10 protein-coding genes are annotated in these 13,497 nt (G+C 63.1%); 6 read left to right on the top strand and 4 right to left on the bottom strand.

What is annotated here, in order from left to right; translation table 11 throughout:
- Positions 1–78: 78 nt before the first annotated feature.
- On the bottom strand, positions 79–579 hold the full coding sequence (locus tag AC1M2H_RS15425; RefSeq protein WP_480148005.1) for a DedA family protein: 501 nt from the start codon (positions 577–579) through the stop codon (positions 79–81).
- Between the two features lie 215 nt (positions 580–794).
- On the opposite strand from AC1M2H_RS15425, the gene AC1M2H_RS15420 reads away from it, so the two are divergent.
- From AC1M2H_RS15420 to AC1M2H_RS15410, 3 genes are read left to right on the top strand one after another with little or no spacing between them, the layout of a single operon-like run.
- Positions 795–3,455, top strand: coding sequence for a YdbH family protein (locus AC1M2H_RS15420; protein ID WP_480148004.1), 2,661 nt, complete (start codon positions 795–797; stop codon positions 3,453–3,455).
- A 14-nt stretch (positions 3,456–3,469) separates the two neighbouring features.
- On the top strand, positions 3,470–3,640 hold the full coding sequence (locus AC1M2H_RS15415) for a YnbE family lipoprotein (RefSeq protein WP_370461201.1): 171 nt from the start codon (positions 3,470–3,472) through the stop codon (positions 3,638–3,640).
- A gap of 7 nt (positions 3,641–3,647) precedes the next feature.
- Complete coding sequence (locus tag AC1M2H_RS15410) at positions 3,648–3,971, top strand: YdbL family probable chaperone protein (protein WP_480148003.1); 324 nt, start codon at positions 3,648–3,650, stop codon at positions 3,969–3,971.
- On the opposite strand, the gene feaR is transcribed toward AC1M2H_RS15410, so the two are convergent.
- On the bottom strand, positions 3,972–4,880 hold the full coding sequence (feaR, locus tag AC1M2H_RS15405; RefSeq protein ID WP_480148002.1) for a transcriptional regulator FeaR: 909 nt from the start codon (positions 4,878–4,880) through the stop codon (positions 3,972–3,974).
- Positions 4,881–5,114: 234 nt separating this feature from the next.
- On the opposite strand from feaR, the gene AC1M2H_RS15400 reads away from it, so the two are divergent.
- The 3 genes from AC1M2H_RS15400 (at position 5,115) to AC1M2H_RS15390 (ending at position 8,734) form a co-directional block, all read left to right on the top strand.
- On the top strand, positions 5,115–6,614 hold the full coding sequence (locus AC1M2H_RS15400) for an aldehyde dehydrogenase family protein (RefSeq protein WP_480148001.1): 1,500 nt from the start codon (positions 5,115–5,117) through the stop codon (positions 6,612–6,614).
- Positions 6,615–6,812: 198 nt separating this feature from the next.
- Positions 6,813–7,703, top strand: a complete 891-nt coding sequence (locus tag AC1M2H_RS15395) for an oxidoreductase (protein WP_480148000.1) — start codon at positions 6,813–6,815, stop codon at positions 7,701–7,703.
- Between the two features lie 71 nt (positions 7,704–7,774).
- A complete protein-coding gene (locus AC1M2H_RS15390) occupies positions 7,775–8,734 on the top strand; it encodes a zinc-dependent alcohol dehydrogenase family protein (protein ID WP_480151952.1) in 960 nt (319 codons plus the stop codon).
- A 64-nt stretch (positions 8,735–8,798) separates the two neighbouring features.
- On the opposite strand, the gene tynA is transcribed toward AC1M2H_RS15390, so the two are convergent.
- Positions 8,799–11,066, bottom strand: coding sequence for a primary-amine oxidase (tynA, locus tag AC1M2H_RS15385; protein ID WP_480147999.1), 2,268 nt, complete (start codon positions 11,064–11,066; stop codon positions 8,799–8,801).
- Between the two features lie 187 nt (positions 11,067–11,253).
- Complete coding sequence (gene paaZ / locus AC1M2H_RS15380; RefSeq protein WP_480147998.1) at positions 11,254–13,299, bottom strand: phenylacetic acid degradation bifunctional protein PaaZ; 2,046 nt, start codon at positions 13,297–13,299, stop codon at positions 11,254–11,256.
- Positions 13,300–13,497 lie beyond the last annotated feature (198 nt).

Here is a 13,497-nt window from a genome sequence, read left to right as displayed (position 1 = left end):
AGTTTAATTAACAGGTTATAATCATAATTCTAGAGCATATCTCTGCACCGAGGTATCGCTTTAAAACATAATGCCTTTTTACTCCAGGCTGAAGCCGAAGGCGCCGGGCGCCAGCAGAATAAGCGGCCACAGCAGGCCGGAACTGACGTTGGCGAGCTGAAAGCGCCAGAAAGAGACGCCGCCGGCCCCGCTGGCGAGCGGAAGGGTGGCGCGCAGCGGAGAGAGAAAGCGGCTGAAAAATACCGCCCAGGCCCCGTGGCGGCGCAAAAACCGCCGGCTGCGGGCGAGGCGCCCGGCGCTAAGCCAGCGCAGGCGGTGGAGATGGCGCCGGTAGCGGCGTCCTGCCAGCCAGGAGAGCCAGAATCCGCCGATAGCTCCGATCCCGGCGCTGAGCCACATTAGTAAAAAATGCCCGAGGCTGGCGGAGGCGAGGGCGCCGAGCAGCAGCAGGCCGGAGGTGCCGGGCACCAGCAGCGAGACGATGGCGCAGGATTTAGCGAACGTCAGCAGGAACACCAGCAGCATCAGCAGCGCATAGTGGCCCTGCGTTGCCTCAATCAGCGAGTAAATAAACGCCACGTTCCCCCTCCGGCCTGCTCTGATGACGGATAGCCAGTGTGGCAGGCGCCGGTTAAATGAAGGCTAAATCAGCGGCGGGTCAAAAAATCGCCGCAACGATGGCGGCGTAGCGGCTATCCTTAGGCAGGACGCAAACTTTAACTCATTGGTCGAACGTGCCACAATAAGCGCTACATTCGGCATATACTATTGTTGATTCAGGATATTAAGCGCCCATGAAGGGTAATTATAAAGCCGCTATCGCGCTGGTGCTGGCACTCCTTTTGCTGCCGCTGGCCCTGCTGTCTACGCTGACCCACTGGGTGCCGACGCTAGCCGGGATCTGGCTTCCTGAAGGGACCCGGATCTCGCTGAGCGAGAGCCCGCGCCTGACGCGCACCGCGCTGCGTATCCCCGATTTACGCTACCTGGTCGGCGACTGCGAGCTGGCAAGGGTCGCCAATGCCGAACTTTCCCATCCCAGCCGCTGGCGCCTGCATCTCGATGAGCTGGATATCAACAGCGTCTGCCTGAGCAAACTCCCGGAGAGCGAACCCGCGCGCGGCGCGCCGCGCACCCTGGCTGAATGGCAGTCCATGCTGCCCTATAGCTGGCTGACCATCGAGAGCCTGCGCCTGTCGCCGTGGGAAAAATGGCGGGGGCGGCTGGTGATGTCGCTGACGCCGACGCAGCAGGATATCGGCTACAGCGGGCCAGAGGTCAGCGTACAGGCCCGCCTGCGCGGTCAGGCGCTGACCGTCAGCGACTTCTCCGCGCGGCTGGTTGAGGGCCAGGCGCCGGTCCGACTGGTCGGCGAGTTCCATATGCCGCTGGTGCCGGACGGTTTGCCGGTTGACGGCCATCTGCTGAGCACCTTCGAATTTCCAGAGCCGCCGGGGCTGGTTGACGCCGAGCTGGAGTGGCAGAAAAACCGCGGGCAGCTGCTGGTGACCCCGCGGGGCGAGGTGCAGCCGATGCTCGACCTGCCGTGGGAAATTACCCCCGAACGCATTGCGATTAGCGACGGCCGCTGGAGCACCGAATATGCCGGCTATCCGCTGAGCGGCCGGGTGGCGCTGGCGGTCGATGACTGGCAGCAGGGAACCGAGAATATGCAGGTCAGCGGGCGCCTGAACGTGCTGACCCAGGGGGAGGCCGGAAAGGGCAATGCGGTGCTGAACGTGGGGCCCGGTAAGCTCAGCATGGATAGCAGCGATATGCCGCTGCGGCTAACCGGCGAGGCGAAGCTCGGGGAGCTTATCGTCTACGCCGCGCTGCCGGCGAGGCTGAGCGGTCCGCTAACTCTGCCGGAGCTGACGTTCCACCCCGGGGCGCTGCTGCGTTCGCGCGGGCGGGTGATTGATTCCCTGAATATCGATGAAATACGCCTGCCGCTGGCGGGGGTCAAGGTCACCCGCCAGGGCGTCGACGGCCGGCTGCAGGCGATTCTGCGCGCCCATGAGCAGGAGATGGGCGACTTCACGCTGCATCTTGACGGCAAGGCCGACAATTTTATGCCCGATAGCGGCCGCTGGCAGTGGCGCTACTGGGGCGATGGCCGCTTCACGCCGATGCAGGCGCGTTGGGACGTGAAGGGCGCGGGAGAGTGGGTGTACAGCGCCATCGTCCTGAACAGCCTGTCCACCGGCTTCGATAAGCTGCAGTATGGCAGCATGCTGGTCAGCTCTCCCCGGCTGACCCTGGAGCAGCCCATTCGCTGGCTGCGCGACGAACAGCATCCGCAGCTGACCGGCGCGCTGTCGCTGGACGCCGGCAAAACCAGCTTTAGCGGCGGCGGCGAGCTGCCGCCCTCGACGCTGAAGTTTAGCCTCGACGGGCGCGACCCGACCTGGTTCCAGTTTAACGGGGCGCTGCACGCCGATAAAATCGGCCCCGTGCGGCTGGCCGGCCGCTGGGACGGCGAGCGCCTGCGCGGCCAGGCGTGGTGGCCGAAGCAGTCGCTGACCGTCTTCCAGCCGCTGCTGCCGCCGGAGTGGAAAATGAATCTGCGCGAAGGGTCGCTGTACGCCCAGGTGGCCTTCTCCGCCGCCGCCGATCAGGGCTTTGAGGCCGGCGGCCACGGGGTGCTGAAGGACGGCAGCGCCTGGATGCCTGACAATCAGATCAACGGCGTCGATTTCGTGCTGCCGTTTCGCTTCAGCGAGGGGACCTGGCAGCTCGGCACCCGGCGGCCGGTTTCGCTGCGCATCGGCGAGATAGTCAACCAGGTGACGGCGCGCAATCTCAGCGCCGACCTGCAGGGCTCATACCCGTGGAGCGAAAGCAATCCGCTACAGCTCAGCAACGTCAGCGTCGATATTCTCGGCGGCCAGCTGACCATGCAGCAGCTGCGCATGCCGCAGCGCGATCCGGCGCTGCTGCGCCTGCGGCACATCTCCAGCAGCGAGCTGGTGAGCGCGGTGAATGTCAAACAGTTCGCCATGTCCGGGGCCTTTAACGGCGCGCTGCCGCTGTGGCTGGATAACGACAAGTGGATAATCAAAGACGGCTGGCTGAGCAACCCCGGCCCGATGACCCTGCGGCTCGACCAGGATATGGCCGATGCGATGGTTAAAGATAATATTTCGGCGGGCGCGGCGATTAACTGGCTGCGCTATATGGAGATCGCCCGCTCGTGGACGCGGATTAACCTCGATAATCTGGGCGTCCTGACGCTGCAGGCGACGATTAGCGGCACCAGCCGCGTCGGAGAGAGAAGTAATACGGTGCACCTCAACTACTCTCATGAAGAGAACATTTTTGATCTGTGGCGCAGCCTGCGCTTCGGCGACAACCTGCAGGCATGGCTTGAACAGAACGCGGCGCTTCCCGCTCAGCGCTGTAAGGATAAGCAACACTGTACGCCTGCAGGGACAGGCGCTAAGGAACAACGATGATAAAACTGCTAACGATGCTGCTGGCAACGACGATACTGCTGACGGGCTGTACGCCGCGGATTGAGATTGCGGCATCGAAGGAGCCGATCACCATCAATATGAATGTCAAAATTGAACATGAGATTCATATTAAAGTGGATAAGGACGTCGAGGACCTGCTCAAGTCGCGTAGCGATCTATTCTGAGGTGGCGATGAGAAAACGACTGTTGATAACCGCCCTGGCGCTGGCGCTCTTTAGCACCTCGGCGATGGCCCTGACGCTCGGCGAGGCGCGGGAGCAGGGACGGGTGGGCGAAACGCAGAGCGGCTATCTTGCCCCGCTGCGCCAGAACCGGGAGACCCTGGATCTGGTGAAGCAGATCAACGCCGCGCGCAGCGAAGGCTATCAGCGGCTGGCGGATGATAACAACCTGCCGGTTGATGAGGTGGCGAAAATGGCCGGCCAGAAGCTGGTCGCCCGGGCGCAGCCGGGGGAATATGTGCAGGGCCTGAACGGCAAATGGCTGCGTAAATAATCAGCGGCAGCGCTTGCGGTACTCGCCCGGCGAAACGCCGAAGCGCTGCTTAAAGGCGGTCGAGAAGTGGCTGTGGTCGCTAAAGCCCCAGCTGTAGCCGATCCCCGCCAGCTTTTCATCATCGTGGGCGTTGCTCAGCGCCCTGGCGCACAGATCCAGACGCCGGTTCTTAATATACTGGGCTACCACCAGCCCCTTATCGGCGAACAGCCGGTAGAGGCTGCGCACCGACATCCCGGTTTCGCTGGCCAGCCACTCCGGGCGCAGATGCTCCGCCTGAATCGACTCATCAATCAAAGCCATAATTTTCTGAAACTGCTTCTCCCGGCGCGACGGCTGGGCGTCGTGATGGTGCAGCATCGGGCGCAGCAGGCAGACGATGGCCTCCAACGCGGCCTCGCTCTCGCTCTGCGAAAGCGCCGGGCTGCTCATGCTTTCATGCAGCAGGCGCTGGCTTAGCTGCACCATCGGCAGGGATTTCTCCAGCCGGGTGACGACGCGGATTTCGCTCCCGCGCAGCTGCTGCTCCAGCAGCTGGCGGGGCAGCAGCAGCGACGCCTGACGCGACGTTTGCTGCCAGAAGATTGAGCAGGGGCGGGAGGCATCGATCATGGTGATATCGCCCGTTTCCAGCACCACCTGGCGATCGTCCTGCTCAATGGCCGCCTGGCCGGAGAGCTGGAACACGGTGTAAAACCAGGCGTCGTTATCGCGCTTGATTTCGTTACGGGTGCGGAACAGATTGACGCCGCGCGCGGTGACGGTGCTGACCTTGAGATTGCCGGCATAGCTGGCGTCTATCTCCCCGTGAAAATCGCTGTCCAGCGGGCGTGCGGCAAAGTGTCCGCAGACCTGATTGATTTTCGCCAACCAGCGCTGGTAGTCCTGTCCGTTATCTGCCGCCGCCATAGCTCGTCTCTTGTAATAATAATGTTTTCGTATTGTTGCATTTACGCTGCGTCAAACAAGGGCGAAGCGCGGAGTATATGAAAGAACTATTACCTGAGGCACATTTTTGCCCGCGCAATATGCCTAATTGCGGCGGCTGTCACAGCGGCAAAAACGAATGTCACAGAGAAAAAAGCGCGAACCCTGAGCGCGTCGTAGACTGAATTCACGATCCGTAAGGAATAAGGAAGCGATATGTCCACAGCACAGGTAGCGCTGCTTGCCAGCGTACAGCAGTTTTTAGATCGGCAGCATGGCGTGTATATCGACGGCAGCCAGCAGGCGGCGCAGAGCGATAAGCGACTGACCGTCTGGAACCCGGCGACCGGAGAGGCCATCGCCAGCACGGCGGACGCCGGCGCCGCGGACGTCGACCGCGCCGTGATGTCGGCGTGGCGCGCGTTTGTCTCCCGCAGCTGGGCCGGACGTACCCCGGCCGATCGCGAGCGCATTCTGCTGCGCTTTGCCGACCTGGTGGAGCAGCACGGCGAGGAGCTGGCGCAGCTGGATACGCTGGAACAGGGCAAATCGATTAATATCTCCCGCGCCTTTGAAGTCGGCTGCACGCTCAACTGGATGCGCTATACCGCCGGGCTGACCACCAAAATCAGCGGCCGCACGCTGGACGTGTCGATTCCGTTCCCGCAGGGGGCGCGCTACCAGGCGTGGACCCGCAAGGAGCCGGTCGGCGTGGTGGCGGGGATCGTACCGTGGAACTTCCCGCTGATGATCGGCATGTGGAAGGTAATGCCGGCGCTGGCGGCGGGCTGCTCCATCGTGATTAAGCCCTCGGAAACGACGCCGCTGACCCTGCTGCGCGTGGCGGAGCTGGCCACCGAAGCCGGCGTGCCGGACGGCGTATTTAACGTGGTCACCGGCAGCGGGGCGGAGTGCGGCGCGGCGTTAACCTCGCATCCGCAGGTGGCGAAAGTGAGCTTTACCGGCTCGACGGCGACCGGCAAGCAGATTGCCCGCGTGGCCGCCGACCGCCTGACCCGCGTCACGCTTGAGCTGGGCGGTAAAAACCCGGCAATTGTGCTGAAAGACGCTAACCCGGAGTGGGTCATTGAAGGGTTGATGACCGGCAGCTTCCTCAATCAGGGGCAGGTGTGCGCCGCCAGCTCGCGGATCTATATTGAAGCGCCGCTGTTCGATACCCTGGCAAGCGGCTTTGAGCAGGCGGTGAAGTCGCTGCAGGTCGGCCCGGGAATGCTGGAATCCACCCACATCAACCCGCTGGTCTCCCGGGCGCACTGCGACAAAGTCACCGCCTATCTCGATCAGGCGCGGCAGCAGAACGCCGAGCTGATTACCGGCAGCGGCGGGCCGGACGGCAAGGGCTACTACATTGCGCCGACGCTGGTGATTAACCCCGACGCCGGGCTGCGCCTCAGCAGAGAGGAGGTCTTTGGCCCGGTGGTGAACCTGGTGCGCGTTGCCGATGGTGAAGAGGCGCTGCGTCTCGCCAACGACAGCGACTTTGGCCTGACGGCCAGCGTCTGGACCGGCGATTTGAGCCAGGCGCTGAGCTACACCGAGCGCCTGCAGGCGGGCACGGTATGGGTCAACAGCCATACGCTTATCGACGCCAACCTGCCGTTTGGCGGCATGAAGCAGTCCGGCACCGGGCGCGACTTCGGCCCGGACTGGCTGGACGACTGGTGTGAGACGAAATCGGTCTGCGTGCGCTATTAGCCGCTGAGCCCGGCGCCTGGCAGATGTACGATAACAACCGCGGCAGCGTCGCCCTGACTATCAGCCGTTAAACCAGCCACGGGCCGCCAATAATCGTTTTCTGCGGGGCGGGACTTGCTGAAGGCGATGATTTATCGCTACTGTTTGTTTTCCTTCCCGCCGTCAGAGCGGGAACTGACTCAACAGGAGGCGATCGTCATGTCGAAAGAACCTGCAGTTGCGCTTATTGGCCCCGGCGCTATCGGTACCACCATCGCGGCGGCGCTGCACGAGGTCGGGCGCACGCCGGTGGTTTGCGGGCGTACCGCCCATCCACAGCTATCGCTGCGCTTTGACGGCGGGCAGATTAGCGTTCCCGGGCCGGTGCTGACCGATCCGGCGGCTATTGCGCAGCCGTTCGATCTGGTTTTCGTGGCGGTAAAGGCGACGCAGATTGACGGCATTGCTCCGTGGCTGGCAGCGCTGTGCGACAAAAATACGCTGGTTTGCGTGCTGCAAAACGGCGTTGAACAGCAGGAGCAGTTTGCCGCCAGGGTCGCGGGCGCCGCGGTGCTGCCGGCGGTGGTGTGGTTTCCGGCGCTGCGCGAGTCTGACACCTCCGTCTGGCTGCGCGCGGCCCCGAGGCTGACGCTGCCCGACACCGCCCAGGCCAGGCGGGTACAGGAGGCGCTGCGGGGTACCCGCTGCGCGGTGGATCTGGCCGCTGATTTCACCAGCGTGGCGTGGCGCAAGCTGCTGCAGAACGCCGTCGCCGGCCTGATGGTGCTGGCGGGACGCCGCGCCGGTATGTTTGCCCGGGAGGATATCACCGACCTGGCCCTGGCCTATCTGCGCGAGTGCCTGAGCGTCGCGCGCGCCGAGGGCGCGATATTAAGCGATAGCGTGCCGCAGGAGATCGTTGAGGTCTTTCAGCGGGCGCCGGCCGATCTGAGTACCTCTATTCTTGTCGACCGCGAGGCCGGGCTGCCGCTGGAGTGGGATATTCGCAACGGCGTGGTGCAGCGACGCGCTCGCCGGCACGGTATCCCGACGCCGCTGAGCGATCTGATCGTGCCGCTGCTGGCCGCCGCCAGCGACGGGCCGGGCTGAGGGGAAAAAGAGGGCGGGAAGCCGCCACGCAAACTCTGCTATCATCCCGCTTTTATCGTGCCGTGCTGAACATGCTAAACCACGCCATCTGTTACCACCGTTACGGGCCGCCGGAGCGCGCGCTGGCCCTGCATACGCAGCCTCTGCCGCCGCTGGCGGCGGGGTACGTGCGCGTGCAAATGCGCTATGCTCCGCTCAACCCTTCCGATCTGATTCCCGTCACCGGCGCCTATCGCCACCGCACGACGCTTCCCGCCGTGGCCGGCTATGAGGGGGTTGGCGTGGTGGTCGCCGCATCGCCGGGGGCCGGCGTCGCGCCTGGCCAGCGCGTGCTGCCGCTGCGCGGCGAAGGAACCTGGCAGCGCTATCTGGATATTCGCGAAGCGTGGCTGGTGCCGGTGCCGGATGAGATTGACGACCGGCTCGCCGCGCGGGGCTATATCAATCCGCTCACCGCGCTGCTGATGCTCAGGCGCTGGCCGGTGGCGGGTAAAAATATCGTCCTGACCGCCGCCGCTTCATCCGGCGCCAGCCTGCTGGGCCAGTGGGCGCTGCGGATGGGCGCCCGTTCGGTATGCGGGGTGATTCGTTCGCCGCAGCATCGTGAACGGCTGGAGCGGCAGGGGATCTATCCGCTGCTGACGACGGACCGCGGCATGCTCGGGCTGGTGCTGCAGCGGACCGATCTGCTGTTTGATGCGGTGGGCGGCGAGTCCGCCAGCGAGATGCTGGCCATGCTGCCGGCATCCTCGACGCTTATCTCCTGGGGCCTGCTTTCCGGCGCGCCGCTGACGCAGTCGCGCCACGGCGCGCGGGTGAGCAAATTTCATCTGCGCGAGGCGCTGCCGCCGCTGGACGTCGGCGAGTGGCGGGCGGCGTTTCGCGACATCTGGCAGCTGCTGCCGCAGAGCGCCATGCCCGCGGCGCAGGTGCTGCCTTTTCGGCGCTGGCGGGAGGCCATCGTCGCCAGCGAGCGGCAGGGAAGCGCGCACAAAATCCTGCTCGATTTCAGCGAACCCGGCGAGGCCTGATAATAAAAAACGCCGCCGGAGAGGGCTCCGGCGACGCCAGTTGATCACGCTTTGCCTGGGGCAGTTACTTCTTCTTCTCGCCCAGGGTTGGGGTTTCGTCGAAGAAGTTCCACGGTTTCAGCAGCGCGTGGGCCCACTCGGTGGGCATAATCGGCCACTCTTCGGCGCGCGCCACGTGGGTGGTGCCGGTGGTGATCCACACCACGTCGTCGTGGTTGTCCAGCGACTCGTTATCTTTCGCGTACTGGCCAAGGCCGGTATCGTGAGTCGAGCGGTTGGGATATTTGCCTTCCGGGTAGCGCTCCTCCTGATGATAGCGGGTGACCCACAGCTGCTTATCCATAAAGCTCAGGCGATGATAAATCCACTCGTCGGGGGCAAACTTAGCGCCGGTCGCCACCGGATGCGTCCCGCCGGCGTAAGGGATTATCTGATACGACACCGGGTTACCCATCCGGTTTTCTTTCGTGGTGTTGCTCAGCAGGCGGATCGTGCCCGGATCGAACTTCTGCGCCGCCTTCTGCTCCGTATCAATAGCGTACTGATTAATCTGCATGGTGCTGGTACGCGGCCCGCCGGCGGTATTCGGCTTCACTTCCGGGTCCATCGCCACCAGGCTGTTATTCTCGCCATCGACGTCGAGATCGAGGCGGAAGTTGTAGATGTGCTGGTGGGTGGTGCCGACGATGTTATGGTCGATCAGCGTCCCGTAGCGGGTATCCTCTTTGGCGCTCGGATCGTGCATGGTCTTCGCCAGCACGCCCTTCACCGCCTCAATCCCGGTGGCGCCGGCGTCGATGCCGATGGTGCCGTTCTCGTGGAAGACCCAGTCAAAGATGTAGTCGTAGTTGCCGACGGTGCTTATCCAGCGCACCACCAGCTCGCGGCGCTCGGTGCTGACGTTGGGCTGGCCCATCTCCTGGTGCTTGTACTCCGGCCCGGCGTAGCGTTCAAAGATCGCCACGGCGCGCGGGATGGTGGTTGGCGTGCCGGTGTAGTCGGCGATGGTTTCGTCCAGCAGCACCGAGTTGGCCGGCGCGTCTTTGCCGCGCACGATAGGCGAGGTTAAAGTGCCCATGCCGTAATCACCGGAATCGAGATAGGCCTTAAAGTACCAGCCCACGTCCGGATCGCCGTAGGGGACAATCATCCCGCCGAGGGAGCCTTCGTACATCACCTGGCGTTTTTTACCGTTGTCGTTATAGGTAACGGTGGACAAAATTGGCACGACGCGCGAGTTCAGGCGCAGGTGGAAATCCCAGTTCTGCCAGTGGATCATGTCGCCGGTAATGGTGTAGTTTTTGCCTTCCGGCTCGGTGATATCCAGCGGCTTCATCGCCGGCTTCACGCGATCGCGACCGTCGTAAGGACGGGACTCCATCGGCACCGGGATCACCGGACCTTCCTCAATCTTGATGATTTTCTTCTGCTCGAGGTCGACCACCGCCACCAGGTTCTCAATCGGGTGCGCCCAGTAGTTGCCGTCGCCGGTATCGAGATAGCTCACCACCTTCAGCAGCCGGGCGTCCTGCTTAAGGCCATCTTTGCCGTCAAAGTAGCCGACGGTCAGCGGGGTGGTGATCACCTTTTTGGTATCGGTGATGCCGTGCTTTTTCAGCACCGCGGCAAACTCATCGCTGGCGTTGATGATGTTTTGCACGCTGGCGAAATCGTCAAGCAGCACCATGCCGTGGGCGTCTTTGATCGCTTTCCACGAGAGGATCTTCTTGTTCTGTAAATCGACCACGCTTTCGATAACGTGCTTACCGTCGAGCATCACCACGTCGGCGGTGCGCGGCGCGTCCACGGCGGTGCCGTTGAGGGCAAAGGCCCACACCGCCGCCTTATCCGGCTCGTGCAGGGAGATTTCGGTGAAGCGCGTATTCGGCCGGAACTCCGGCGCCGCTTTGACGATGGTGACCGCTTCGCTGATTTCCGCCGAAGTTAAGGAATTGAGCGGGTGGGGGCGTTTTTCAACCTGGAAGGTTTGATCGAGGCCGGACTGGAACACGTCGTTGATAAAGGTGTCGGAAACCCAGGCCTTACCCTCTTTCATCACCACCGGAACCTGCAGGTTCAGCGGCTTGCCGTTGACGATGGCCGTTTTGGCGCCGGGCTTCACTTTGACATAGGCGCCGTCTTTGATCAGCGTAAACATCCGGGCGTAGTCGTCCCACTGCACGTCGGCGCCAAACTCCTGCAGCGTCTTGTCCATCGGAACCATATGCGCTTCGCCGCCGTGCGCCAGTACCGGCGTCTGCCAGGTGCAAAACAGGGCGACCGCCAGGGCCAAAGCCGTTTTACGCGGGGAAAGAATCGAGCCGTTTGCCATTGTGACCTCGTCTTATTGTTGTGTTATGCCTTGCCGCTGCGAAAGTCGGCTTCAGTAGCACTAAGCTATCAGCGCCGGGTCATCAGGCGTTTGTTTGCTCTTGCCAGGTTGTTTGTCAGATTTGCCAGTTATGCCCCGGGAGGGCGCTGCGGCCAAAACCCGGGGCGATGGGGAGGGCGTTTTGCCGTCAGGCCGGGAAGTCGCCGCGCTGGCGGGCAACGAGGGTCAGAATGGAGTAGAGCGCCACCGGCTGCTGGTGCTGGTTAAATATCTCTACCGCCCACTCGACGACGCCGGTTGCTTTCTCTTCCGCTGTGCGCTGGCGTTTGACCGTTTTACGCTTGCAGGTCAGGCGTACCTGGATGGTGTCGCCCGGCTTCACCGGCTCGATAAAGCGCAGGTTTTCCATGCCGTAGTTGGCGATAACCGGCCCGACTCCGGCGTCGACGAACAACCCGGCGGCCGCGGAGATCAGGAAGTAACCGTGCACCACCCGTTCGCCGAAAATCGACTCGGCGGCGGCAATTTTATCCATGTGGGCGTAGAAGTGGTCGCCGCTGAGGCAGGCAAAGTTGACGATATCCGCTTCGGTCAGCGTCCGGCGCGGGGTCAGCAGGCTATCGCCGGGCTGGATCTCTTCGAAATATTTGCGGAACGGATGGATGCGGTCCTCCGTAACCCGCGCGCCGCGCACCCACTGCTTTGAAATGGCGGCCAGCATGGTCGGGCTACCCTGAACCGCCGTGCGCTGCATATAGTGTTTCACCGAGCGCAGGCCGCCGAGCTCCTCGCCGCCCCCCGCGCGGCCCGGGCCGCCGTGGACCAGCTGCGGCAGCGGCGAGCCGTGGCCGGTGGATTCGGCGGACGACTCTTCGTTCAGCACCTGAATACGGCCGTGGCAGCGGGCGGCGCCGAGAATAAATTCTCGCGCCAGCTCGCCGCTGGCGGTGACCAGCGTCCCTGCCAGGCTGCCTTCACCCGCCCGGGCGAGGGCCAGGGCGTGCTCGCGGTTTTGGTAGGGCATCAGGGTCGCCACCGGGCCGAAGGCTTCGATGGCGTGCACCGCCGGGGTTTCGTCCGGCTGCGGGCAGAACAGCAGCGTCGGCGGGAAAAAGGCCCCGGCGGCGTTGAGGTCCGCCCGGCCGCCGAGGCGGACTTCGCAGCCGGCCGCAATCAGCTTATTGACGTTCTCCTGCACGTCCCGGCGCTGCTCGCCGTTCACCAGCGCGCCCATCTTGACGCCCTCCTGCGCCGGGTCGCCAACCACCACCTTCTGCAGGCGGGCGATCAGCGCCTCGCTTACCGCGTTGACCTGCGCCTGCGGCACGATGATCCGGCGGATGGCGGTACATTTCTGCCCGGCTTTGGCGGTCATTTCGCGCACCACTTCGCGGATAAACAGCGCGAACTCCGGCTGCTCCGGGGTAACGTCGTCGCCCAGTACGCAGCAGTTCAGCGAGTCGGCCTCCATGGTGAAGGGAATCGATTTCGCCACCAGGTTGGGGTGCACGCGCAGCTGCTGGCCGGTAGCGGCGGAGCCGGTGAAGGTCACCACGTCCTGGCCGTCGAGATGGTCGAGCAGATCCCCCGCGCCGCCGCAAATCAGGCTGATGGCGCCTTCCGGCACCAGCCCGCTGTCGACAATCGCCTTGACCATCGCCTGCGTCAGTTGGGCGGTGGCGGTCGCTGGTTTAACGATCGCCGGCATTCCGGCCAGCCACGTGGGCGCCAGCTTCTCCAGCATTCCCCAGCAGGGAAAGTTGAAGGCGTTGATATGCACCGCGACCCCGGACTTCGAAGTCAGCACGTGGCGGGCGGCGAAGCCTCCCTGTTTTGACAGCGGAATCAGCTCATCTTCCGGCCACAGGTTATCGTCCGGCAGCTCCCGGCTGCCCAGTCCGGCGTAGGTAAAGAGCGTGCCGATGCCGCCTTCGATATCGACCCAGCTGTCGGCGCGGGTCGCGCCGGTTTGCGCCGAAATAGCGTAGAACTCGGCCTTGTGCTCCAGCAGGTGTTTGGCCACCGCCTTGAGCATCGCGCTGCGCTCGATAAAGGTCATGGCCTGCAGCGTCCTGCCGCCGCGCTCGATGGCAAAGCGGCGCGCCTGCGCCATATCCAGCCCTTCGCTGGTGACGTCCCACAGCGCCTCGCCGCTGATGGCGTGGTGAATAGTACGGGTGCGGCCCTGGCCGGTCTGCCAGGCGCCGGATAAGTAGCTGGCTAACTGCTGCATCGCGAATCTCCAGATGTGTTACGTGAAATATCTATAAATAGTTCTTTTGTGAATCATAAAATGCAAGTCTATATTTAATAATTTATTAACATTGTGATCGATAGCGCCGCACGTCATGGCGCTATCTCACTGTATTTTCTGTGCTTACGGCAATGTTTTGCGGCGGTCATCACAAAAAGAACAAACAAAATTTGTGGT

The organism is Klebsiella sp. F11 (assembly GCF_056712265.1).
This window is presented reverse-complemented; position numbering and strand designations above follow the sequence as displayed.

Excerpts from the sequence above, each read along its gene's own strand:
- AC1M2H_RS15420 (WP_480148004.1), top strand. The coding sequence starts at position 795 with ATGAAGGGTAATTATAAAGCCGCTATCGCGCTGGTGCTGGCACTCCTT.
- AC1M2H_RS15415 (WP_370461201.1), top strand. The coding sequence starts at position 3,470 with ATGCTGCTGGCAACGACGATACTGCTGACGGGCTGTACGCCGCGGATT.
- AC1M2H_RS15410 (WP_480148003.1), top strand. The coding sequence starts at position 3,648 with ATGAGAAAACGACTGTTGATAACCGCCCTGGCGCTGGCGCTCTTTAGC.
- feaR (WP_480148002.1), bottom strand. The coding sequence starts at position 4,880 with ATGGCGGCGGCAGATAACGGACAGGACTACCAGCGCTGGTTGGCGAAA.
- AC1M2H_RS15400 (WP_480148001.1), top strand. The coding sequence starts at position 5,115 with ATGTCCACAGCACAGGTAGCGCTGCTTGCCAGCGTACAGCAGTTTTTA.
- AC1M2H_RS15395 (WP_480148000.1), top strand. The coding sequence starts at position 6,813 with ATGTCGAAAGAACCTGCAGTTGCGCTTATTGGCCCCGGCGCTATCGGT.
- AC1M2H_RS15390 (WP_480151952.1), top strand. The coding sequence starts at position 7,775 with ATGCTAAACCACGCCATCTGTTACCACCGTTACGGGCCGCCGGAGCGC.
- tynA (WP_480147999.1), bottom strand. The coding sequence starts at position 11,066 with ATGGCAAACGGCTCGATTCTTTCCCCGCGTAAAACGGCTTTGGCCCTG.
- paaZ (WP_480147998.1), bottom strand. The coding sequence starts at position 13,299 with ATGCAGCAGTTAGCCAGCTACTTATCCGGCGCCTGGCAGACCGGCCAG.